Origin of the sequence: Colwellia sp. M166 (assembly GCF_024585285.1) — a bacterium.
GTDB lineage: Bacteria > Pseudomonadota > Gammaproteobacteria > Enterobacterales > Alteromonadaceae > Cognaticolwellia.
Window position 1 is genome coordinate 2,543,641 of sequence record NZ_CP040755.1, and the last position, 24,679, is coordinate 2,568,319.

The 24,679-nt window shown below is 38.9% G+C and carries 18 protein-coding genes and 1 pseudogene; 10 read left to right on the forward strand and 9 right to left on the reverse strand.

Annotated features, from left to right (window positions below; all coding sequences use genetic code 11):
- Complete coding sequence (locus tag FGD67_RS11600; protein ID WP_257171348.1) at positions 1-1,251, forward strand: DEAD/DEAH box helicase; 1,251 nt, start codon at positions 1-3, stop codon at positions 1,249-1,251.
- A gap of 580 nt (positions 1,252-1,831) precedes the next feature.
- Positions 1,832-2,578: a TIGR00266 family protein gene (locus FGD67_RS11605; protein ID WP_257171349.1), complete on the forward strand. Its 747-nt coding sequence runs from the start codon at positions 1,832-1,834 to the stop codon at positions 2,576-2,578.
- 270 nt (positions 2,579-2,848) lie between these two features.
- On the opposite strand, the pseudogene FGD67_RS11610 reads toward FGD67_RS11605, so the two are convergent.
- The 4 genes and pseudogenes from FGD67_RS11610 to FGD67_RS21905 form a co-directional block, all read right to left on the reverse strand.
- A pseudogene (locus FGD67_RS11610) lies at positions 2,849-3,106 on the reverse strand (alpha/beta hydrolase); the annotation flags it as partial.
- Between the two features lie 18 nt (positions 3,107-3,124).
- Entirely contained in the window at positions 3,125-3,358 is a 234-nt protein-coding gene (locus FGD67_RS11615) for a hypothetical protein (protein WP_257171350.1), read from the reverse strand.
- 167 nt (positions 3,359-3,525) lie between these two features.
- Positions 3,526-3,960, reverse strand: a complete 435-nt coding sequence (locus tag FGD67_RS11620) for a hypothetical protein (protein WP_257171351.1) — start codon at positions 3,958-3,960, stop codon at positions 3,526-3,528.
- 54 nt (positions 3,961-4,014) lie between these two features.
- Positions 4,015-4,224, reverse strand: coding sequence for a cysteine-rich CWC family protein (locus FGD67_RS21905; RefSeq protein WP_373567762.1), 210 nt, complete (start codon positions 4,222-4,224; stop codon positions 4,015-4,017).
- Positions 4,225-4,424: 200 nt separating this feature from the next.
- Between FGD67_RS21905 and FGD67_RS11625 the strand changes: the two genes are divergently transcribed.
- The 6 genes from FGD67_RS11625 (at position 4,425) to FGD67_RS11650 (ending at position 13,615) form a co-directional block, all read left to right on the forward strand.
- Positions 4,425-4,670, forward strand: a complete 246-nt coding sequence (locus FGD67_RS11625; RefSeq protein WP_257171352.1) for a TIGR02922 family protein — start codon at positions 4,425-4,427, stop codon at positions 4,668-4,670.
- A 132-nt stretch (positions 4,671-4,802) separates the two neighbouring features.
- Positions 4,803-5,252, forward strand: coding sequence for an SRPBCC family protein (locus FGD67_RS11630; protein WP_257171353.1), 450 nt, complete (start codon positions 4,803-4,805; stop codon positions 5,250-5,252).
- Positions 5,249-6,736: a glycerol kinase GlpK gene (glpK, locus tag FGD67_RS11635; protein ID WP_257171354.1), complete on the forward strand. Its 1,488-nt coding sequence runs from the start codon at positions 5,249-5,251 to the stop codon at positions 6,734-6,736. Before FGD67_RS11630 ends, glpK begins: the two co-directional genes overlap by 4 nt.
- 93 nt (positions 6,737-6,829) lie before the next feature.
- The gene (locus tag FGD67_RS11640) at positions 6,830-8,779 is read left to right on the forward strand and encodes a DNA topoisomerase III (RefSeq protein ID WP_257171355.1); all 1,950 of its coding nucleotides are present in this window, start codon (positions 6,830-6,832) and stop codon (positions 8,777-8,779) included.
- A 213-nt stretch (positions 8,780-8,992) separates the two neighbouring features.
- Positions 8,993-12,976: an ExeM/NucH family extracellular endonuclease gene (locus tag FGD67_RS11645; RefSeq protein ID WP_257171356.1), complete on the forward strand. Its 3,984-nt coding sequence runs from the start codon at positions 8,993-8,995 to the stop codon at positions 12,974-12,976.
- Positions 12,977-13,018: 42 nt separating this feature from the next.
- Positions 13,019-13,615, forward strand: coding sequence for a PEP-CTERM sorting domain-containing protein (locus FGD67_RS11650; protein WP_257171357.1), 597 nt, complete (start codon positions 13,019-13,021; stop codon positions 13,613-13,615).
- A gap of 61 nt (positions 13,616-13,676) precedes the next feature.
- On the opposite strand, the gene FGD67_RS11655 is transcribed toward FGD67_RS11650, so the two are convergent.
- Positions 13,677-14,303 carry a GNAT family N-acetyltransferase gene (locus FGD67_RS11655; protein ID WP_257171358.1) on the reverse strand — a complete coding sequence of 209 codons (627 nt, stop codon included), beginning with the start codon at positions 14,301-14,303 and terminating at the stop codon, positions 13,677-13,679.
- Positions 14,304-14,724: 421 nt separating this feature from the next.
- On the opposite strand from FGD67_RS11655, the gene FGD67_RS11660 reads away from it, so the two are divergent.
- Positions 14,725-15,483: an ABC transporter substrate-binding protein gene (locus FGD67_RS11660; protein ID WP_257175105.1), complete on the forward strand. Its 759-nt coding sequence runs from the start codon at positions 14,725-14,727 to the stop codon at positions 15,481-15,483.
- A gap of 664 nt (positions 15,484-16,147) precedes the next feature.
- On the opposite strand, the gene FGD67_RS11665 is transcribed toward FGD67_RS11660, so the two are convergent.
- The 3 genes from FGD67_RS11665 to FGD67_RS11675 all read right to left on the reverse strand — a co-directional run bounded on the left by FGD67_RS11665 (position 16,148) and on the right by FGD67_RS11675 (position 21,890).
- A complete protein-coding gene (locus FGD67_RS11665) occupies positions 16,148-17,203 on the reverse strand; it encodes an efflux RND transporter periplasmic adaptor subunit (protein WP_257171359.1) in 1,056 nt (351 codons plus the stop codon).
- A gap of 24 nt (positions 17,204-17,227) precedes the next feature.
- Positions 17,228-20,329 carry an efflux RND transporter permease subunit gene (locus tag FGD67_RS11670; RefSeq protein ID WP_257171360.1) on the reverse strand — a complete coding sequence of 1,034 codons (3,102 nt, stop codon included), beginning with the start codon at positions 20,327-20,329 and terminating at the stop codon, positions 17,228-17,230.
- A gap of 376 nt (positions 20,330-20,705) precedes the next feature.
- A complete protein-coding gene (locus FGD67_RS11675) occupies positions 20,706-21,890 on the reverse strand; it encodes an NAD(P)/FAD-dependent oxidoreductase (RefSeq protein ID WP_257171361.1) in 1,185 nt (394 codons plus the stop codon).
- A 539-nt stretch (positions 21,891-22,429) separates the two neighbouring features.
- Here FGD67_RS11675 and FGD67_RS11680 point away from each other — a divergent pair.
- A complete protein-coding gene (locus tag FGD67_RS11680; protein WP_257171362.1) occupies positions 22,430-23,956 on the forward strand; it encodes a DUF4397 domain-containing protein in 1,527 nt (508 codons plus the stop codon).
- Positions 23,957-24,079: 123 nt separating this feature from the next.
- Here FGD67_RS11680 and ftnA read toward each other — a convergent pair whose 3' ends face one another.
- Entirely contained in the window at positions 24,080-24,610 is a 531-nt protein-coding gene (gene ftnA / locus FGD67_RS11685; RefSeq protein ID WP_257171363.1) for a non-heme ferritin, read from the reverse strand.
- Positions 24,611-24,679: the final 69 nt, after the last annotated feature.

Sequence of the window (24,679 nt, forward strand, 5' to 3'; positions counted from 1 at the left end):
ATGAGTTTTTCTTCCTTAGCACTAGATAAATCACTTACCGATGCCGTGAAAGCTTTAGGCTATGAACAGCCAACACCGATTCAACAACAAGCGATTCCGGCTATTTTAGCTAATAAAGATATTATGGCAGGGGCACAAACAGGTACTGGTAAAACGGCCGCCTTTGCTTTACCTATTCTTCAACGCCTAAGTGAGAATATCCCTGCACAAAGACCGATCAGAGCCTTGGTATTAACACCAACCCGTGAGCTTGCTCAGCAAGTGTATAAAAGTTTTGTTAGCTATGCTGAAAATACCGAGCTAAATATTGCTGTTGCTTATGGCGGCGTAAGTATTAAACCGCAAATTGAAGCAATTGAAAAAGGCGTTGATGTATTAATTGCCACGCCTGGACGATTATTAGATCATATTATTAACGGCAGTGTGTTATTGATCCATCTAGAAACTATTGTCTTTGATGAAGCTGATAGAATGTTAGATATGGGCTTTAAAGATGAAATTGATCGTATTCTTAATCGTTTACCGCCAAAACGTCAGACTTTGCTGTTTTCTGCAACGTTCGACGATGCTATTTTTAAACTCAGTAAAACTTTACTTAATGAACCAGAACTTATTGAAGTAAGCGAACGCAATACAGCTGCCACACAAGTCGAACAAATTGTTTATACCGTTGATAGTGACCGTAAACGTGAGTTAACCTCGTTCTTAATTGGCTCCAAGAACTGGCAACAAGTGCTTATTTTTACCCGCACCAAACAAGGTGCAGATGAGCTTGCGAAAGAAATGTCGAAGGATGGTATTAAAACCCAATCTATCCATGGTGATAAATCGCAAGGTGCGCGAGATAAAGCTTTAGCTGAATTTAAAGCAGGAAAAACACGAGCGTTAGTCGCCACCGATGTTGCTGCTCGTGGCATCGATATCCATGATTTACGCTATGTCATTAATTACGAATTGCCTTATATTGCTGAAGACTATATTCATCGCATTGGCCGAACAGGTCGAGCGGGCAATGAAGGTTTAGCTATTTCATTAATGAGCCCGTCTGAAAATTGGTTATTAGAAGCGGTTGAAAAAGTATTAGATACACGTTTAATGCAACAATGGCTGCCAGGTTATGAACCCGATTTAACGAAAACCGATGTTCCAGCACGCAAAAACACTTTAGGGCGACAAAAAAAGCACGGTCGTCAACAAGCCTTTGGTGATAAAAACAAAAGTAAGCCGAGTAATAAACATCGTCGACATTAATAAAAAATAGCTTAATTAAAGATGAAAAGCCGAACTAGTTAAAGCTTCGGTTTTTTTGTATTACTTGATATTTAAAGGCTAAACAGATAGGCCACTTCAGCAAAAAATTATCACTATTAATTTAATATTTACTGCTGACTATCATGACTGGTACGCTGGTGAGGTGACTACCCACTTAATTCTGGCGGCGTTGCTTTATTTTTTACCACTATCTTGTAGTGCGTTCCTTCCTCAAATGTTGCAGAGAAACTATTGAAACTGATACTAGTAATACTGTTACTGTGAATACGGAAATAAGCTTTATTATTTTTGTTATACGAGTCCTTAAAATATGCTTTTAAAAGGTACTTTCACGATTGTTTGTTTCAAGGTATAAATAATATCGGAAAGTTGAGGTTTATTAGTCATAAATTTTCAGTCGTAAATGTAAAAATTAATATCAGTACGTGGTTAGTGCTAGCCAATAAAGTAGAAATTTGCTTAAGTAGCATAGTGGTTTAATTTTCGAGTTGCATGAGATGTTAAAACCAAATAATAAAGTTAACTAACGATAAATATAGCCAGAGCATAAGGATAGACAATGCGCAGTGATGAAATAGATTATCAAATTATCGGAAATTCAATGCAGTTAGTTGAAGTAACCTTAGATCAGGGAGAGACCGTTGTCGCCGAGGCCGGTGCGATGAATTATATGGAAGATGGTATAGAATTTGAAACAAAGATGGGGGATGGCTCAAATGCCACCCAAGGCATCATGGGGAAGTTGTTTTCTGCGGGTAAACGCATGTTGACCGGAGAGTCAGTGTTTATGACCCATTTTTCTAATCAACATCCACAACGTCGTACTGTTGCTTTCGCAGCACCGTATCCAGGTTCGATTATTAGCATAAATCTCGCTGATATTGGCGGCGGTGTTACTTGTCAAAAAGATGCTTTTCTTTGTGCCGCTTTGGGAACTAAAATAGATATCACCTTTAGTAAACGTTTAGGCAGTGGTTTTTTTGGTGGTGAAGGCTTTATTTTAGAGCGTTTAGAAGGTGACGGCTTAGCATTTTTACATGCCGGTGGTACGATTATCGAAAAGGAACTGAATGGTGAAGTATTACGCGTTGATACCGGTTGCTTAGTGGGCTTTAGTGATGGTATTGATTACGACATTGAATTAACTAAAGGCCTAAAAAGTATGCTCTTTGGTGGCGAAGGTTTGTTTATTGCCACGCTTTCTGGCCATGGTAAAGTCTGGCTGCAAAGTTTACCTTTCTCTCGCTTAGCGGATCGGGTTATTCAGCATGCTCCTATACATGGTGGTTCAAGTCAGGGGGAGTAATTATTTTTAGCTATACAGTCGCTTGATATTATACCTAACAGCGTTAATAAGTGCTGTTAGGTATTAGATTAAATGCCAAACCTGTGTAGATTGGAGGCTCTTTTACGTACGCTATCACTGTAGGTGATATCGTCGATACTTTGTCTGATATCTTTGTTAACGGTCGCCCATAAATAATAACTTGTTCGGTAACTCTGCCGACGATCTTAGAGCCATTTACTTGATTCACTTTGTGGTGTAAATGCAGAGGTCTAGCGCAACCATTATGGCCTAAGCGATCAATATTTCCTTTAGTATAATCTGAATATACATTGCCAGATCGCCATTGTTGTAATACACCGTGACTTGCCGAGCGAGTCGGTGCACATTTACCATCGGTTGCTCTTGTTCGAAAACGTTATCATCAACATCAGGCGCGCACATAAATAGATGTTGAAATAACTGGGGTAAATACTTTTGGTCATTAAGTTTAATTAATGCAGTAAGTGCATGCTGTAAAACATAATTGCCCATAGAATGACACAGTAAATGTAGCTGTTGAGCGCATTATTTTAATGCTATATCGTCATGATCTGGTCTCAGTGTTATCAGAAAATCACGCAACTTTAAAAAGCCACGTGCTACAGCGATACTTGAACCTTCAGCATCGCTGCGATCAGATAAATAAGCTTTGTTTTTCATCATAGCGCCATTCGAAGGCCAAGGGAAAAGAAAGACACTCGTATTTTTTAAGTCCTTATTATCGTAAGAATGACGATTTAGCATTAACTCTAACGCCATCGCTTCAAACCAATCGCATTAAAACCATGGATGAAAACTAATACCAATTTTACTAAGTTTCTTCTCACTCAGTGAACAAACTTAATAGACTTGGTATAAAATTCCTGACCATAGCTTTTTGGTGACCAACGTTGGCCAATATGGTTTCTGTTTGTCGCGTACTAGATTTATCTTGAGGTGAGTCGTTGGAAAAACTTACTCATCAGACTTTTCTGTGCTTGTTGCAGGGCAATATCATCATAATTAACACTTAATATTTTAATACGTATCGAATAGGTTGCGCCGTGACCCCAAGGCCACCAAAGAATTGCGAGTGCTGGTGTATCTACTGTAGCTGGCCGGGTAAATATCAATTGCTCTTTAGTCAGTTTTGCTAACTCCCCAAGCTCATCTTTAATCGCTTGTGGTGACTTTTTAATGTTTTTATTACTCCATTCTTCAGTAAATAATTGTCGCAATATAAGTAAAATCTGGTCTTTTTTTTCCCAGGAAAATTCAGTAAGTAACGTTGACAATTTATCATCCCAACGCCAAGTTAATTCATCGCCCAACGGTGATGTTATCGTATTAAATATGATGTCTTGCTCTGGCTTATATGACACGATAAATCCTTATAGATAAGTTGGTTAGGTCGATATTTTAAAATTATTTACTTGTTACGATTTGTCAGTAATTTCTGTTAAGTTAAATTTATTGATACACTTTTGACAAATACATGATTTTCTAGAGAGTTCTTTTGGTACCCGCATCAGTAATTCGGGTTTAATATTACTGCTGACACACCAACATGGCTCAGTACCTTTGACGCCACACAGGTTATTTGCATGACATAATGGGCAGAGGTTGTCATTAATTACTGTGGTCAAAATAACTCACTTCCATACTGTAGGTTTGTTCATTTTAGTGTAACTCAGTTGCTAATTCGGATAAATCATCATTTAGGCATCAATAACTAGAAAATGTAAACATGGTTACAATTTGTTGCAACATCCGTTGATAACGTTAACAGTTTTTTTTATTCAATTGATTAAAATACGGCCTCTTTTTTAGCTACATAGGATGCAAGATGCAACCTTCACTTGAGCCAACAGGGTCAATAAAAGAAGTTACCATTATTTATTATGGTGAATTATCTTTGCAATTACAGCATAGTGTTGAACACTTTGTGCAATTAGAAAATGGCCGAGTGATCATTCCTGAGAGTTATAAGCAAGATAAGTCAATTATTGCTGTTTGTGACGGCAAAGTGAATATTCTTAATAAGTTTGGAGAGCGTATAGAGTTTACGCCTTGCCATAGTAAGGTTATATAGCGCTTAGCTAAGTTATTGTTTTCTCTTGTTTTTAGTATCATATATTGATAATTATCATACCTCTGCCTTGACCCTAAACAACTAAATCCGTTACTGTTGCTGTAGTTATCTTTATGAAAGTACAGTAAATTTATGGTTAATGTTGATGTAATGCAAATGGTTGCCGCGGCGCCAAATGAAATCAGTAAGCTATTACTCGATCATCAGCAATTGCATCGTTTTTTTGATGCAAAATTTGCTGTTGCAAAAACGGCTGATGATGGAGAGCCCGCTGGTGGCAAAGGGGCAATTCGTAATGTTAGTGTTGCTGGAGTGAAATTTTCAGAACAAGTATTGTTTACTAGCTCAAATCAAATACGTTATGCCATTGTCGGAGATAAACCATTAAGCAACCACCAAGGCAATATTTACCTGACGGCGCAAACCCCAACACAAACTTCTGTACGTTATACTATTGTTTGCAATGGACCTAAATGGTTACCAGAAAAATGGGTCGAATTTTTCTTGGCACAAGCAATGAAAAAAGCTTTAGTTAAGATCAATCAATATTTTTTATTGCATAAAAATAGGCGAACCGTGTGATCAAACCCCAATATTTGCTGGCTATCGATCAAGGTACAACAAGTAGTCGAGCCATTATTTTTACTATTGCTGGCGAGCTTATTGCCAGTGCATCAGAAGAGTTTGCGCAAATCTATCCTCATGATGGTTGGGTAGAACATGATCCACAAGTTATTTGGCAAACAACCCTAACAAGTTGTCGACAAGTGCTGACGAAAAGCGATTTGACAGCCAATGATATTGTCGCCATTGGCATTACCAATCAGCGTGAAACCACTATTGTCTGGGACAAAAGTACCGGAGTAGCTATTTATAATGCAATTGTCTGGCAAGATAGACGTACCGCCAAGCGCTGTGAAAAACTGCAACAAAACTCGGAGATCGCCAGACAAGTTACAGCGAAAACAGGACTACTAATAGACCCTTATTTTTCAGCCAGTAAAATTGAATGGTTGCTAGACAATGTTGCTGGTGCGCGCGCAAAGGCAGAAGCTGGGCAATTATGCTTTGGCACGGTAGATACCTTCTTACTTTGGCACTTAACTGCAGGAAAAGAGTTTGCCACTGATGCCAGCAATGCATCTCGAACTTTGTTATTTAATATTGTCGAAAATTGCTGGGATCAAGAGCTACTTACGCTGTTTAATATTCCAGAGGCGATGCTACCCGAAGTCAAAAATAGTGCCGATGATTTTGGTCAAACGGCAACACACTATTTTGGTAAAAGCATTGCCATTAATGCCATGATAGGTGATCAACAAGCGTCACTGGTTGGTCAGGCATGCTTTGAAAAAGGCATGATGAAAGGCACCTATGGTACAGGTTGTTTTGTTATGGTGAATACCGGTTCAGAAATACTTTATTCGCAGCATAAAATGTTAAGTACTGTGGCGTATCGGATAAATAATCAAAGCACTTATGCGCTTGAAGGCAGCATTTTTATGGCCGGAGCGACTATGCAGTGGCTGCGTGATGGTTTGCAATTAATGACTGATGTTGGAAAAAGTGCCACCATAGCGGAATCTATGCAAAATGAAAATCATGTTTATTTAGTACCTGCTTTTACTGGGCTTGGCGCACCACATTGGCAACCAGATGCACGTGGTGCAATTATAGGTTTAACGCGCGATTCTGGTATTAAAGAAATAGTCAGCGCTGGCTTAGCATCAGTGGCGTATCAAACGCGTGATTTATTAACGGCAATGGCACAAGACGGTATTAAAACTACGCAATTACGAGTAGATGGCGGTATGGTGGTGAATAATTGGTTGCTACAGTTTTTAGCTGATATTTTAGCCATTACCATAGAACGACCAAAAATTACCGAAACGACCGCCTTAGGTGCTGCACTATTAGCGGGCTTGCAACAGGGGCTTTTTGACAGTATTGAACAAGCGGCACAGTCATGGCAGTTGCAGGACAAGTTTGACAGAAAAATGGCTGAAGACAGTCGAAATCGGCACTATCAAGGTTGGTTAACAGCACTGCAGCGAGTTATCGATTAACATTAAGTACACTTTACTGTATAAATAAACAGTTTTAAGTGCTAGGCTAGCTAATAAGTTTAATAGCTTTTACTGCTCAGATAAGTATTCATCTTGAAATTATATATTGCTGAAAAACCAAGCTTAGGTCGAGCAATTGCCGCGGCATTACCTAAACCACAGAAAAATCATCAAGGTTATATCGAGCTTGGTAATGGCGATGTGGTGAGTTGGTGTATCGGCCATATTCTCGAGCAAGCTAAGCCAGAAAATTATGATCCGGCCTTTAAAAAATGGCAAATGGCTCATTTACCGATTGTGCCTGAGCAGTGGCAATTAAAGCCCAAAACGCAAACACGTGCGCAACTTACCGTATTGCGAAAACTGGTCAAGCAAGCCGATGAAATTATTCATGCTGGCGATCCCGATCGAGAAGGACAGCTGTTAGTCGATGAAGTGATCGATTTTTTAAAGGTGCCGGCGAAGAAGAAGCAAAATATTAAACGTTTATTGGTCAGTGATTTAAATTTACCTGCGGTGCAAAGGTCACTTGCTAATATGCAAAGTAACCAGTTATTTATGCCATTGTCGATATCGGCCTTAGCACGTTCTAGAGCTGATTGGTTATACGGTATTAATTTAACGCGAGCCTATACAATTCAAGGCCAAAAGGCTGGTTTTAACAGTGTGTTATCGGTTGGCCGAGTGCAAACCCCCTTGCTAGGTTTAGTGGTACGACGCCAACAAGAAATTGATAACTTTGTTGCTAAAGACTTTTATGACGTGCACGCGCATTTAACAAGTAATACTCAAGAATACTTTATTGCTAAATGGCAGCCAAGTGCAGCTTGCCAACCTCATATGGATGAAGAAGGTCGTGTCCTTAACCGTGCTTTAGCCGAAAATGTTGTGCGTCGTATTGAAAACCAGCCAGCGGTAATTAGTTCGGTCAATGAGCAACAAAAAAAACAAGCTGCACCTTTACCTTATAGCTTATCAGCCTTACAGATTGACGCAGCAAAAATTTACTCACTGAATGCAAAATTGGTGCTAGATGTATGTCAGGCTTTGTATGAAAAGCATAAGTTGATCACTTATCCGCGTTCAGACTGTCGCTATTTGCCAAAAGAGCATCATGGCCAAGCTAAGGGCATTATTGCTATGCTCGTTAGTGCAGATGATAGCTACTCCTCATTTGCACAAGGGGCCAATAGCTCGTTAAAAAGTAAAGCCTGGAACAATGCCAAAGTTACCGCTCATCATGCCATTATTCCGACTGAAAAATCGCCATCGAAATTATCGTTAAATCCATTTGAGAAGAAAATTTATTTTCTTATTGTTCGACAATACTTAGCGCAGTTCTATCCAGTTTATCAATATAATCAAACTCGCGTTGAAGTGCTTATTGCTGGCGGTAAGTTTTTAGCCAATGCTAAAACGCCTATTGCTCAAGGTTGGAAAGTATTATTTCAGCGGGCAAAGAAAAAGCCAGAGACAGTAAAACAAGGGAGTGATGATGATGTTGAACAGCAATTAGCGCATCAACTATTACCGAAGTTAGTTGAAGGTGAAAAAATATTGTCTCGTCATGGAGAATTAATTAGTCGTATTACACAAGCACCTAAACATTTTACCGACGCTAGCTTGTTAAGTGCTATGACAGGTATTGCTCGATTTGTCAGTGATCATGAGATTAAAAAACTCTTAAAAGAAAATGATGGCTTAGGTACGGAAGCGACCCGTGCAGGGATTATTGATTTACTCTTTAAGCGTGATTATTTGCAGCGACAAGGAAAAAATATTCATGCAACAGTTGTTGGTACATCGTTAATCAAGGCCTTACCTGTCGCTGCGACTATGCCCGATATGACCGCACACTGGGAAGCAACATTGACCAATATTAGTGAGAAAAAAAATCGCTACCAAGATCTTATTAATCCTTTAACAGCGACCATAGCACAGATGATTGCACAATCTGAGCAACAATCTTTTGCACAATTACCTAAAGTTGCTTTTAAAGGTAAAATAAAAGCGAAGAAATACAGCGCACGAAAAAAAGCATAATAAAATAAAGTTATATTTTTTTGCTGTTATGTCATTAAAATTAACTAAAACACACTTTGCTAACTCTCTCTCAATAGACATCAATTCAAAGTAATATTTACTTACCAAATGGTCAGTGGTTAAAAAACATTCACTTTTCTTTAACAATAACTTAACATTTAACATACAGAATGCCATTAGGCATTTTGCATAATAATAATTTGGGGAGTGTGTGTGGTGAATATTTTTTTGCGGAAAAAGTTCAGCAGTGTTAAATCAAGCTTAGCAAGTACAGTGGTTTTTACTATTTTTACCGGTAGTGTGCTAGCTTCATCAATGGCTAACGCGGATGAAATATGGAGTGAAAACTTCGATGCGGTAAGTATTGATGGCAAAGGGGCCGTTTTTAATCAAGTTGATTTAACTGATGTAACCAAATGGTCAATTGATGTTAGTTCAGCAGAGCTTACAGCGACATCAGATTGGTTTAAAGTCAACAATGGAAAGTTTGAAGGACGAGATTTAGACGGTATAGCCATGTGGCAGTCAGAAGCTATCAACATTAGCCGTTTTTCTGATATAACTTTGGCAGTAAATGCCGCAGAGAATGGTGATCACGAAAGTACTGATTTTATAGATGTTGCTTATGCTATTGACGGTGGAGTATTTAATACCATAGATAATTGGCAAGGTAAGGGGAGTGCATCACACACCTTAATTGATGATTTTACCAGTGAAACCATCACCACAGCTATTGCTGCAGGTAATTCGTTAGTTATTCGTATTAGCATGAAAAATAATGCCGGCACTGAATACATAACTTTTGATAATGTCGTGGTTTCGGGCAATAGCGGTACAGTGGAGCCGCCAATTGAACCACCTGTAGAACCACCAATCAGCGATACTATTACCGATGCTTGCTTCAATTGCCCAGAGTTAAGCAAGGTTGCTGTTGCCAGTGAATTCGACGATAGTATTTATTATGCCGATGTACATTCATCGCTGACAAACCAAGCAACATCAGCACAACTTCGTACTGCGATTAATGGTGTAATAAGCCTTAATCATAAGGTGTTGACTTACTCTGAAGTTTGGACCGCGTTAACTCAAACTGATGAAGACCCGCTAAATAATAATAATGTTATTTTGTTGTATAAAGGCACGTCATTAGCAAAGTTTTCTAACGGAAGCGGTTCTCAATCTTCTAATCCAGATAACTGGAATCGTGAGCATGTATGGGCAAAAAGTCATGGCTTTCCAAGCTCAAGTGCCTCAGCTTATACCGATATTCATCATTTAAGACCGACAGATATTTCGGTTAATTCATCACGTGGTAATTTAGATTTTGATTACAGTGATAGTGCATTGTCAGAAGCGCCATTGAATCGTGTGGATAGTAATTCATTTGAGCCAAGAAATGCGGTTAAAGGCGATGTTGCTCGTATGACTTTTTATATGGATGTGCGTTATGAAGGTGCAGACCCTCAAACGCCAGATTTAACCTTAGTTGATATGCTAACCAGCACAGGGCAACCACAACTAGGTAAGTTATGTGCTTTATTGGCTTGGCATGAAGCTGACCCAGTGGACAGCTATGAGCAAGAACGTAATAATCGCATTTATGAGTTTCAAGGCAATCGTAATCCCTTTATCGATCATCCAGAATGGGTAACGAAAATTTTTACTAATGCCTGTGATGGAACGACACCAACCGATCCAGTTGACCCCACGCTTCCAGATCCGATTGACCCGACACCGCCATCAAGCAGTTCAGCGTTATTTATCTCTGAATATATTGAGGGCAGTAGCTACAATAAAGCAATTGAAATATTTAACCCTACGAGTACCACCGTATCTTTATCTGGCTATCAGCTGAAACTGTATGGCAATGGTAATACCGAACCGACAGTGACGGCAGACCTTGCTGGTACAGTGCTAGCTAACGATGTTGTTGTTATAGGTTCAAGCCAAATAACCGCTGACAGTGCACTTAAACCCTTAGTGGATATGACCAGCAGTGCAATTAATTTTAATGGTGATGACTATTTTGAGCTAGTAAAAGATGGTGAGTTGGTTGACTCATTTGGTGTTAAAGGCGTTAGAACTAGCTGGGCGGCAAATACCACCTTAGTGAGAAAGTCTAATGTTACTTCAGGTGATAAGAACGTCAGTGATGACTTTATTGTCACCAATGAATGGGATAGCTATTCATCAAATACCTTTAGCTATTTAGGTGCCCATAGTTTTGATGGCGTTGTGGTTAGCCCAGGACCTGATCCTGAGCCAGAAGCGCCATCATTAATTGGCATGTGTGGTGATAGTGCAGAACTGATCAGCGCAATTCAAGGTAGCGGCGATGCTTCAATTATGGTTGATGAAAGCAAAGTTGTCGAAGCGGTTGTAACCTCGGTGGTCGACAGTTTATCTGGTTTCTTCATTCAGGAAGAAGCGCAAGATAACGATGCAGATCCGGCAACATCAGAAGCAATTTTTGTTTACTTAAATGGCAACAGCGTAGTGCCAACTGAAGGCACGCTGGTACGTGCTAAAGGTGACGTAAAAGAGTTTTATAATCGTACGCAATTATCACTAAGTGAAAGTATCCTTGACTGTGGTGCAGGCGATGCCATTGCCGCAACCAATGTCACTATGCCTGTGACTAGTTTAAGTGACTGGGAATCCTGGGAAGGGATGAGAGTCACTTTTGAACAGAAGTTACATGTATCTGATAGCTATGATCTAGCACAGTATGGTCAGCTAACCTTGTCATACGGTCGATTAATTATCCCAACTAATGTTTATACGCCTGGCTCTAGTCAAGCAATTGCGTTGGCTGATAGAAACTCACGAAATGCTATTGTTATTGATGATAAAAATAGTAGCCAATACCCAGAGTTTATCCCTTTTCCAAATGCAGGTTTAAGCTATAACAGCACCGTGCGTTTAGGTGACAGCGTGGAAAACTTAAGCGGTATTTTAGATTACAGCTTTAACGCCTACCGTGTATTACCTATGACAACACCAACATTTAGCGCAAGCAATCTCCGTGAGTCATCACCTACTATTGGCTCGACAAGCGAAATCAAAGTTGCCAGTTTTAATGTGCTAAATTACTTTAATGGTGATGGTTATGGAGGTGGTTTTCCAACCTCGCGTGGCACAGATTCACTTGAAGAGTTTACCCGTCAAAGCAATAAAGTTGCTGCGGCGATTGCCGAAATCAACGCGGATGTTGTGGGCTTAATGGAAATCGAGAATGACGGTTATGATGAGCTTTCAGCGATTGCCGATTTAACTGACAAGTTAAACAGCTTAGTGGGTGCTAATACGTATCAATATATCAGCATTGATGCTGCGCAGTTAGGCGGAGACGCTATTGCTGTCGGTTTACTTTATAAACCTAGCACAGTAACGCTTATCGGTAATACTATGACAACGAATGAGGCGCCATTTGATTTTGGTAATCGTCAACCATTAGTTCAGTCGTTTAGCTCTAATGCTAGCGGTGAAAACTTTACTATAGCGGTTAACCATTTTAAATCAAAAGGTAGTTGTAGTAGCGCTTCTGGTAACAATGCTGACCAAAATGATGGTCAAGCTTGTTGGAATGAGTTGAGAACCCAAGCGGCAACAAAACTAGTTAATTGGTTGGATTCAAAACCAACCAGTATCGAAACCGACCACATCTTAATTATTGGTGATTTAAATGCTTACGGTAAAGAAGATCCTATCGAAACTATTACTGCTAACGGTTACCGTAATTTAATTGCTGAAAAAGTAGGTCCTAGTGCTTATTCATACGGCTTTGGTGGTGAGGTTGGTTATCTTGATCATATGTTAGCAACCAATGCACTCACTGCGTTAGTTGATGCTGTTGATGAGTGGCACATTAATGCTGATGAACCTCGAGCTTTTGATTACAACATGGAGAAAAAGTCTGACGGACAGTTAGGCTCTTATTATGGCAGTGATGCTTATCGTGCCTCGGATCATGACCCGGTTATTGTTTCGTTTACTTTTAATATTGCAGAAGTGCTGCTCGGTGATTTTGATAATGACGGAGATATCGATATTAACGACATTAGAAGTTTTATTAGCCAATTAAGAGCAGGCGTGAGCTTTGAACTTGACTATGACTTTAATAACGACGGTACAGTGAGCAGTTCAGATGCAAGAGCATTAATGGCGAAATGTACTCGTGCAAGTTGTGTAAGTTAAATAAAAATAATTTAATAACCTAACCATATACAGGAAAATAACATGAAAAATTTTTTAATATTGTTGACTCTATGGTGCACAACAATTACGGCAAATGCTTCATTAATTATTGATATTGAAGATAAATTTTATGGTATTGATGATACCTTAACCGCAAATATTTATATTTCAGATTTTAACAACGGCTTTCAGCCGTTAGTTTCTGAATTTTCATTTAATTTATTGTCTCCAGATAGCTTATTAACATTTCAACAAGTAACTTTTGGCACTAGGTTAGATGTTGATATGGTTACTTTTATACCAAGTGATACTGTGGTCGATAACACCGGACTCAATAGTTTATTTATTAGTGAGTTTGCCTTTGCAGATGCATTTGATCTATTTGCTGCGCAAGATGGCTTGAGTCAATTTCTATTAGCGTCTATCGACTTTAACGTTGTTAGTTTAGGGCTAGCTGAATTTTCCTTGAGTAACATTGCTGTTTTTGACCTATTTGGCAGCGCATATAATGGTGTTACTGCTGAAGACGTTAGCGTTCGCTTAGGTAGTCAAGCGAGTGTGCCAGAGCCAAGTTCAATAGCGATTTTTGTTTTAGCAATTATGTTATTAGTAGGCTCAGGTCGATTACGTAAAAGTTAACAGAGTCGTTTGATAATAAAACTGAAAACCCCTAAACATTAGGGGTTTTATATATACAAAACTAAATGATAGTCTTTGGGCTGGCGATAAATACTTTAAACGGTAACGGCGCTTCTAAGGCACTATCATCAATGGCTAAATAGTTAAAACCTGATTTTTCAAAAAAAGCACTTAACTGCTCAGGGTTTAAATTATCTGCTGCTAAATTCATTGCTTGGTAGTAAGTTTTATTTTCTTCACTCTCACAATCTTGAGCATCAACAAATAAACTCATCGGCATACTCAGTGCTGAAATAGATTGTACCTTGCTGTAGTGTTGAGCTATTGCGGTTAAAAGAAACTTAGCCACGCCTTGTTTTCGATATGCAGGTAAAACACTTATCGCTTCAATTAATAGATGATCTTTAGCTTTTGTATCTATTTTTGCTTGTAATTTGTCCAGTAGATCTGCAGCAACATTTTGTTTTTTAAAAAATAAGTTTAATGGTACTTCCCAGTCAGTAGCACCCTGCTGGCTCAATAATTCATAGCTTTCGTCAGCACCTCGATGTTTATTTAGTGTGATTATTTCAATTTCTGCTTTGGCAATAACTTGGCTTTGGTCATTTTTGACATTAATTTCTTGTATTAATTGCCAATCAAAAGTGCTTTTAATTTCTGGTTGTTTAAATTCTATGGTTAAATTCATGGTATTTCAGAGCTCTGCTTGCCTTTTATACAGCTTAGCACAACAAGCCTCTGCCTTAGGTTGTCAAGGTAGTAAACTTTATTCACTACTAAATTAAATAATATGGCGCGGTTATATCATTAGTTATAGCGCGATACCAGACCTTGATTAATTTTCGCATAGCACATTACTTTATGAAGTTAATATAAACTTACAACTCATATTTAAGCTAATTGCAGACTATACTTTAATCTGTGAACAGTAATATCACCACTGTCCTTTAGACTGAAATGCAAAAGAAACTGATGGGGGTAATGTGAAATCAAAGCTTTAATATTACATTTTATAGCTGTTAAATACGCACTAAAGTCATGTTGGAGTTTATATGCAGGAGAGATTTGAGTATACAATTGATGTTCATGATAATACTAAGTTGAAAATTATGAAAAAAATACCAATCTATTTTCTGATGTTATTTATCTTCAGTGTTTTTTCGGTTACCCCGGTTGTACTTGCACGAGATAGCGCTACAACATTACATTTTGATTTAGGTGAAAATACCGGTTGGGCGCCATATAGAACAGGAAAGACACCAAATCAAGATGGTATTTTATCTGAGTTGGTGGTACTGATTGAAAAACACTCAGCTATTACATTTACTGCTGTTAATTGGCCAATGAAACGTGCAGAATTTGCTTTGGTAAAAGGTATTGTTGATTTTGATTTTATCTGCACAGCATGGTTTCCTGGCGGAACTTACGGTCGTAATTTTGTTATTAGTGAGCCACTTTTTGCAATAAAGGAGTATGTCATAACACTTAAAGGTAATAAGCATTTATTTCCGAGCTTAGAGAGTATTTACACTATGCCTATTGGTACTATTGCAGGGTATTTTTATTTTGATGATTATCAATTTACGCGCGTAGATTTTAGTGACGAAGAAAGTTTAATTAAAGCGTTAAAATATAAGCGCGTGCAAGCAGTAATTCTTGAGTATGAAGCCGCGAAGCATTGGGCGGAAATTCTTCAAGCGGAAATCGAGATGGCAGCACTACATTCTACTGGAAATTTACTAATAAGACTTAATAAAGCAAAGCAACAGCAGCTTCCTGCAATAAATGCAGCAATAAAAAAAATAAAAAAAACAGGTCAACTAAAAGAAATTTTAGACAAATATGATGTTGAAACTCAAATTTTTTAATATATAACTCCAGTATGAGTGCAGCTACTTTACTCAACCATGCTATTTAAGTGCATATAAGCGTTTTTTACGCCCAAGAGCTCGCTATTGGTTGGTAATAAAGCACTCGCTAAGCACATAAATTCATTATCGCGGCTATTTAATTTTTTACTTAAAGAGAACTAGGGCATAATTTAGTCAATAACGCTATAAATCAACTGATTATACTAATTCTACTAAGTTGCTTCCCACTCAGGGAAATTTAAAAGGTTTAGAGGCACAGGTTCACAGTTCCAGACTGAACTTAAGTACCTACATCCATGTGGGCAAGGCATTGATTGAAGAGAATGGTTATTCCCTTATCGAAATTAATAACGCGGCCTGTAAACCTTTTAAAATCAACCTTCTGGAGCTTACCAGCGGTTCGATAACCGCCGATAATTTCCTTCATATTGAATAATTATATTCACAAAATGATCGTTGTTCTCAAAACGCTGATAAGCTCTGAGTGGGAAGAAACTTAATAGACTTGGTATTATAAAGTCAATCAATCCGAACTGAATAAGCAGATTAAGCATTAGAGTACAATTTCAAACCTACTCACAGAAAAACCCTCAATAAGCTAAGTCTTCTAATATCTTGTTATTAACAACAGAAAAATACTCACACTAGACGTGGTATAAATCTATTGCACGACAACTTGTTGCCCCTCATTCAAACGCTCAGCGCCCCGAATAGCCACGTTATCACCAGCTTTTAAATCACCTTCAATGCTAACGCGATCAAAAGTGCCATTTTGCACAATCACTGGTAAACGGTGCACTTTATTGTCGATATCTATTTTCACCACGTAAGTACCATCTTTACGTAAAATCAGTGCATCGCGGTGCACGGTTAAGGTGTTTTTAGTTGCTTGAATTGGCACAGTGACTTTAACAAGTTGACCGGCAGCCCATGACTCATTTAAATGCGTGGGAATATTAATTCGTACTTCAAAAGTTTGTGACTTGGCATCAGCGCTTGGGATCAGTGCTGTGATTTTCGCGTTAATTATTTGCCCATTAGCACTGATATTCAAGCTATGGCCTTTACGGATAAATGCTAAGTATTTAATCGGCACGTACAGGCGCACTTCTAAGTGCTCAGTGTCGAGTAATTTCAACAAGCTATCGCTACGATTAACATCAGTACCTGCTCGTACGATGCGTTCGGTAATAACGCCTGAGAATGGTGCGGTGACATTGGCGCGTTGTATTTGATCGTTAATCTGTTGTAATTTTAAGTCGGCAATTTCAATATCTGTTTTGGCTAAATCATACTGTGATTGGCTTTGATCAAGTTGAAACTGTGATGCCGAATTACTTTTTCTAAGTTTCTGTAAACGTTGTACTTCATTGTGCAAATAGTTGACATTAATTTTGGCGCGCTTTAATTGTGCTTGTTGCTCTAGCTGCATCAATTTTAAAGGTAATAAATCCATTTTTACCAAGACATCACCTTCTTGTACCATGCTACCGGGTTCAGCGAGCCATTCGATACGGCCATTAACGCCAGCCGTAACCGGTACATGTGAACGGCTATGAATTGTGGCCATTAAATCAGTAGTGGCACTTAAATCCATTACTTTAACCGGATCAACTTTAACGGGCTTAGGTGTTGGACCTTCAGCTGCAATGGTATTCCCTGCAAGCAATATACTGGCACCGAGTATGGCGCTAATAACTTTTTTCATTGTAAACATGGTGCTTCCTTTAATGATTACTTGCTAATGATGTTGGCTTAGCATTACTCTGTTTTTACTGTTATCAATAGCGGCTGTTGCGCCTTTTTCACTAAGTCGTAATAAACTTGGAAATAGCACTAAGGTAAAAATAGCGCTAACGGTCATACCGCCAACAATAACGGTCGCTAAACCACGATAAATTTCACTACCAACGCCTGGCATTAACATCAGCGGTAACATACCAAATAAACTGGTTAACGTACTCATATAAACTGGTCTAGCGCGAATGCGTACGGCTTGTGCAACCGCTTTGTGAGTCGATAATCCTTCGCGTTCACCTTCCCGAGTTTGATCAACCAGTAGAATCGCGTTGTTAACCACTAAACCTAAGAGGATGATAAAGCCGATCATGGTCATTAAATCGAGTGATTGAAACGTAAAGACATTCAATAGGTTCAACGCTAAGACTCCGCCCGCGACTGCCATTGGCATAACAAGCAGCACTAATAAGCTGTCTTTGGCTGACTTAAATAATGCCGTCATCAATAAAAATAAAATCAGTAACGCTAGCACAAAGTTTTTCAACATATCATTAATAGCATTAGCCATTTCATTGGCATTACCACTGAGTAAAATAGAAGAGTCAGCAGGCAGCAGAGCATTCATTGAAGGTAAAACGCTGACTTGAATCGAGTTCAATGCTTCTTCAAGCGACATATCTGCTGGCGGTGAAACTTGCAAACTAATGGTACGTTTACCGTCAACGCGACGTAATTGAGTTGGTCCCGCTGTTCGGGTTATTTCGGTAAGCTCGCCAATGGTTTGAACACCCGCTAATGGCGAATGAATCGGCAAAGAGGCAAGTTCGTCAGGTGTATTCCATTGTTTACCACGTAAAATCACATTAACGCGGTCATTACCATCGAAGTACTCACTGATAAACAGGCCGCTAGTATAAGCGCGAATAGCATTAGCAACGTCACGACGCGTTAAACCTGCCTGTGAAATACGTTGGTCGTTCGGCACGAGTTTAAGTTCAGGTTCAGATAAGCTCAAACTAGGGTTTGGAAAGGCAGTTGTGCCAGTCATATTTTCGTTAATAGCGTCTATGCCCGCTTGAGCAACGGTCATTAAACTTTCAATATCAGGACCTTTAATGTCGATATCAATAGTGCGGCCATTACCACCGCCAGAAACATTGATCATTGAACCCCTAAATATGAATACTTGTGTGTCAGGTAAATTAGCCATCACTTTCGTTCTGACTTCTTGCATTAATTCTTCAACGCGGGTTGGGTCATCAGCGTAAATAAAAACTCCTGTTGAACCTGAGCCATAAGAATAAAAGTTATAACTTTTTATTTTTGGCATTTTTTCACCGCTTAAATAAGGCGCCAAACGCTCTTTTACTAAGCTAGCAAATTCATGTTCAATAAAGTCAACGTTACCACCTGGCGGCATATTCAGGCTGTAAAAAAAGCCATCGGTTGGGGCACGAGGCATAAAGTCGGTTTTAGGCATCATCAGCATAGTCACCAGAATCGAGCCACCGAGCAGGGCAGCTATCCAGCTAAAACGCTTAGTGGTTGAATTGGTTAATCGCATGACTAAGTGAGTTAATTTTTCCCAATAGTGGGCAAAAGGGTCTGGCGTTTCATCCGCTTTTAACCAGTATTTGCTGGCGATAGGAATAATAGTGATGGCCGAGACCAGTGAAGCAATAACGGCAATAGAAAGTGTCAGTGCTAAATCAGAAAATAGCTGGCCTTCAATGCCTTTCATAAATAAAATCGGCAAAAATATCGCAACACTGGTTGCGGTTGAAGCAAACAGCGCCCCCGTTACTTGCAAGGCTCCGCGCATAACCGCTTTGTTATTGTCCATGCCTAAACTGCGCAACCTAACAATATTTTCTTGCACAATAATCGCCGCATCTAAAACTAAACCAACAGAAAAGGCTAAACCCGCCAGTGAAATAACGTTCAAACTGCGATCGAATGCCGCCAAGGTGATAAATGCCACCATTAATGAGACCGGAATAGTCGCAGCAATAATCAGCGTATTACGAATGCCGCGTAAGAATAACCAGAGAATAATTAAGGCCAGTAATACCCCTAAACCTAAGTTGTTTTGTACCAGCTCTAGGGCATTTCTTATATGCACTGACGCATCAAAGCTAAGCTCTATGACCAAACCTGCGGCTTTCATTGGGCCAGCATTGAGTTCTTTAATGGCAATATTAATTTCGTCTAGCAAGGCAACGGTGTTGGCATCGTTTTGACGCTTCAAGGTGAAATAATAAGAAGGTTGCCCGCTACGTAAATTAAAGCCAAAGCGGTCAACTAAGGTATTTTCCACGGTAGCGACATCTTTTAAATAGATAGGTCGGTCACCACTGAAACTGATGATCATATCAGTTAAATTTTCTACGCTATATTGCCCAGAAAATCGTATGGTATATTGTCGGCGACCGACATCGGCAACACCGGCAGAAACATCACTGGCACGAGCAATAGTTGAACTGATATCGGCAATGGATAAGCCCAGAGAAGCAGTACGCATGGGATCAAAAGTAATGCGTAATTCACGCGGGCGAGAGCTATTTAAGTTAACTTGCCCCATACCTGGAATGCGCGAAAAACGCGGTTTAACCACATCTTCAATTAACTTTTGATATAAGCCTAAATCTGTATTGGCGTTATCGGGTAAGGTTTTAATCATCAATGACGCGGTATTTGGACCACCGCGACCACCGCCAGCCGATACGACTGGCTCTATCGCATCTAAAGGTAATGGCGGCGCTTGATTAAGGTTATTAATCACATCAAGCATAGCGCGCTGCATATCAGCACCCACGTCAAAAGCGAGGGTGATATTACCAAAGCCGCGTTGAATGTTAGTGGTAACCTTAGTCACTCCTTGAGTGTTTTTTACAACATTCTCAATGGGTTCAATGATCACTGATTCCATTTCGGCAGGTGCTGCACTGCGCCAGCCTGTCGAAATAGTAATTTGTGGTTGTTCAATATCAGGAGTTAATTGAATGGGCAATTTAAGCACGCTCATAAAGCCAAACACCATGACCAAAGCAACAATGACAATAATGGCCGCTGGATTTTTTAAAGCGTTGCGCGTTAAGTTCATTCAATTATTCCAAAATTTATACTGGTAGCAGTATAAGTTGTTCGGCTATTCAGTGCGCGTAAGCTTAGGGTAAAGCGCCGAAATATTGCGATAAAAAGCACTTTGGATACATTTGATTACATTTGTGGGGAAGTTACAATGTAACTCATTTGGTGTCTAGTAAAGTCAGGGAAGTCCAAACTGAAAGTTAGCGCGACTTACATAAGGTTTAATGAAGTTTAACCTGTATCTGTCTTATCTAATTATGGGAGGTCGAAGCTAGAAACCTACATTATTTCTAAAACGAATACACACCATAAAAACAAAACTAATATAAATTATATAGTTAGAGCGTCACTAGATATCTTGAGTATTCGTTATAGTTTGTTATAACCAACTAAACCGCCTGCCCACACGCCATGCCACTACTCCACGCAAACTGAAAGTTGTAGCCGCCTAACCAGCCGGTGACGTCGATTGCTTCACCAATAAAAAATAAGCCTTTTGCTTTTTTTGCTTCAAAAGTTTTTGATGATAATTCGTCGGTATCGACACCACCTAAGGTTACTTCTGCTGTACGGTAACCTTCAGTGCCGTTAGGTTTGATTTGCCATTGATGTAAATATTGCCCTAGATAGGTAATTTCGTCATTACTGATTTGATTGATGGCTTTATCTGTTATGTCTTTTTGTTTGACTAATGCTTCAACAAAGCGTTTGGGTAAAACAGTGGCGAGCATATTTTTTAGTGATTTTTGACCACTAGTTTCACGCCAGTCATTGAGCAATATATCAACAGGTGATTCCGGTAGCAAGTTGATGGTTACCGCTTGCCCAGCATGCCAAAATGATGATATTTGCAAAATGGCAGGGCCCGACAAACCACGATGAGTAAATAAGATGTTTTCATTGAATGTGGTGCCATCTTCACTGCTAACCTCTGTCGGTAGACTAATTCCAGACAGGCCGTCAAACTTCTGTTTATCGTGATCATGCAAAGTAAAAGGGACTAATGCTGCGGTGGTAGGTAAAACATTGAGGCCAAATTGCTCAGCAACTTTATAAGCTATTGGGCTAGCGCCTAATTTCGGCATAGTAAGGCCACCAGAAGCAATAACTAATGACTCACATTGATAGCTTTCGCTTGTTGTGACAATTTCATAACCCGTATCACTTTTGTTGACTGAGATGACTTCGCTACGCAAGGCAATATCGACACCTGCCCATTCACATTCGGTCATCAATATATCGACAATGTCTTGAGCGCTATTATCACAGAATAATTGCCCTAAGGTTTTATGGTGATAATTCAGACCATGACGGTCAACAAGTTCGATAAAATCTTGTGCGCTATAGCGGCTAAGCGCTGATTTAGTAAAGTGCGGATTTTGGCAAAGGTAGTTTTCAGGGCTAGCGTTTTCGTTAGTGAAATTACATCGGCCGCCGCCAGAAATTAATATTTTTCGGCCCGGTTTTTTCCCCATGTCTAGTACGGTAACACTACGGCCTCGATAGCCAGCGGTAGCTGCGGCCATTAAGCCTGCTGCACCCGCACCAATAATAACTACGTCAGAAAATATCAACGAAACAACCCGATTTATGTTTTAGATGACATTATTATACGTGAGATGATTCAGTAGAGCGATAAGATAAAATTGTGCGAGTTATTTTTAAGGCCAATTTAATTGCATTATGATGTCCGTAAGTAAAACTATATTGATTGAATAACAAAAAATTCTTTTTTTCATTATCTTTGGCAAAAATATTAGCTTTTTCCTTTTGCTCAAATTCTTCGCTTCGTATGCTGGAAAATGGTGAAGGTAAATTTATTTATAGCAAACATTGTCAGCTATGATTTATCTCAATAATCATTTTTTTGTCCTTTATTTTTATCACCTATTTACGGTGATTTTATAGCATTATTCTGCAGACCTTTATCTTCCTACTGTGTAAAGAAAAGTATAGATAAGTAAAGAAGTGCAAAGATGATGTGAACTTTAGAACTACCTCCTAAAATGCGGCTCTACAACGTGCTTATTCAGCTGTTTTTTCAGGTGAGAGCATTAATGATCTGTCAGTTATTTCTGTGCAGTAATGGCCATTAACTTTATTGGAAAAATATATGAGTTCTAAATCCCACTTGTTTTCAACTATTTCATCTTCAACTATATTGCTATTTGCATCGGCGTTAGTGCTTGCCGGTTGTGGCGGTGGTGATGACAATAGTGATGTCGGTTATGTGAAATTTTACAATAGTTCGAAAAATGCGCCCGAAATTTTGTTAACCATTGACCAAGATTTACAGTCAGATGACGATGATGATGATGGTAACTATGAAGTCACCTTTAATGGTATTGAATACACTGAAGCACTGAGTAACTTTGAGGTAGAACCGAATACTTATTTTTATGAAATGGGCTGGCAAGACGAAGACAGCAATGATCGTGATGATTTAGCACTGGTAGCAGAAGGACAAATAACGGTTAGTAAAGATAATATTCAATTATTGGTATTAACCGATGATATTACCTCAGCACAAGTGGAAACTTACAATATTGCCGTAGTTGATGACGATGAAGACGAGGATGATGATCTATTCAACTTACGGATATTAAATTTACACCCAGATTCTGCTGGCGTTGATGTTTACATGTCAGAGTCTGATGAAACTTTCAATGAAGCAACATTAGTTGGGCAATATAATTATAAGCAATTATCAGACAATCAAAAATTTGAGCAAGATGAATATATTTTCTATATCACCAAGGCTGGAACTGAAGAGGTGTTGTTTACTTCAAGTGATATTGATTACGCTTACCCTGCACAATATGTGATGATAGTGCGTGAAAACAATGGCTCTGGCAATTCACCTTATGGGCTTGATCGTATGTCAAGCTCATCAATAACTGAATATTTAGATACCGATTCAGAAGCAAGATTCAGAGCTTATAATGCGATTACTGAGCATGATTTGATACCGAATTACACAGGAACGTTCGACGTTTACATTAATGGTATTGATGATGAAGCGGAAATTAAAGCACTTGAGCGTGGGCATTTCAGTGACACAAAAATTCAAGATAAAGGTGATTACAGTTTAGATTTGTTAATTCCAAATACGGCTGAATCTTTGTTGAGCAATCATTTGTTAGGTTTGGCTGAAAATACCAATAAAACAGTATTCTTTTACTTAAATGAAGAAGATGTTGATCTTGATGGTGATGGCAATGTTGATGAAAACAATGACGGTATTGTTGATGAAATTGAAGTGAAAATTCGATCTCTTGTGGTTAATAACAGCACTCGAGAAAGTATCTACGATCATCAAATTACCATGATAAACCTGGTTGATAGCGATGATTTTAGTTTAGTTAATTTCTATTTTGTCCGCAGTGACGAAACCATAGAAACAGCATTGTATAATCGCAGTGCTGCTTATACTCAACCTGAATCTGTTTATCTTCAAAATAATACTTATCAAGTGTTTGCCGTAGCTAAAGTTGATAGTAGTGATGTTATCCTATCAAGCTTTGAGCTGGTACTTGATGAAGAGTCAGAAGAATTGTTTTTAATCGTTGAAGCTGATATTAATGAGCCAACCGGTTATCGTACAGAAATACTGAAACAAACTGATGACGAAGAAGGCTAATGTTTATTACTGAAAAATAGCGTTATACCCGTGTGATTAATAAATTGCGCACAATAAAAAAGGCTTACTTAAGTATTTAGGTAAGCCTTTTTAGTTTTCTGCTATTTTGTTGTGTGCTCGATTTTACTGGCCAGCTGTTGCAGTCATAATACTACCACCGCTAGCTTTTGCCATTTCAGCTAAATCTTTATCAACAAAAAATAATGCGTGGCCGTCGTGACCGACCAAATTAATTTTATCTAACACACTTTTAAACAAGGTTTCTTCTTCATGCTGTTCAGCAACATACCATTGCAAAAAGTTAAAGGTAGAATAGTCTTGATTACTAAACGCTTGGTGCGCCAAGCTATTAATGTGTTCAGTAATTTCACATTCGTGCTGATAAGTTTTTTCGAAAACATCGGCTAATGATTCAAATTCATGTGGTGGCGCATCAATGGTGCCTAAAATAGGTAGTGCGCCGGTTTCACTAACATAAGTGAATAAACGGGTCATGTGATCCATTTCTTCTGCAGCATGCTTACGCATAAACATCGCAGCACCCTCAAAGCCTTTTTCTTCACACCAAGCACTCATTTGTAAGTATAAGTTTGAAGAATAAAATTCTAAGTTGATCTGATTATTTAACTGCTTAACCATTTCAGGTTTTAACATTGTGCTACCTCGTTGTGCGTTTTATCACATAAATTATGCACGGCAGTGTGCGTTAATATCAATATTAAT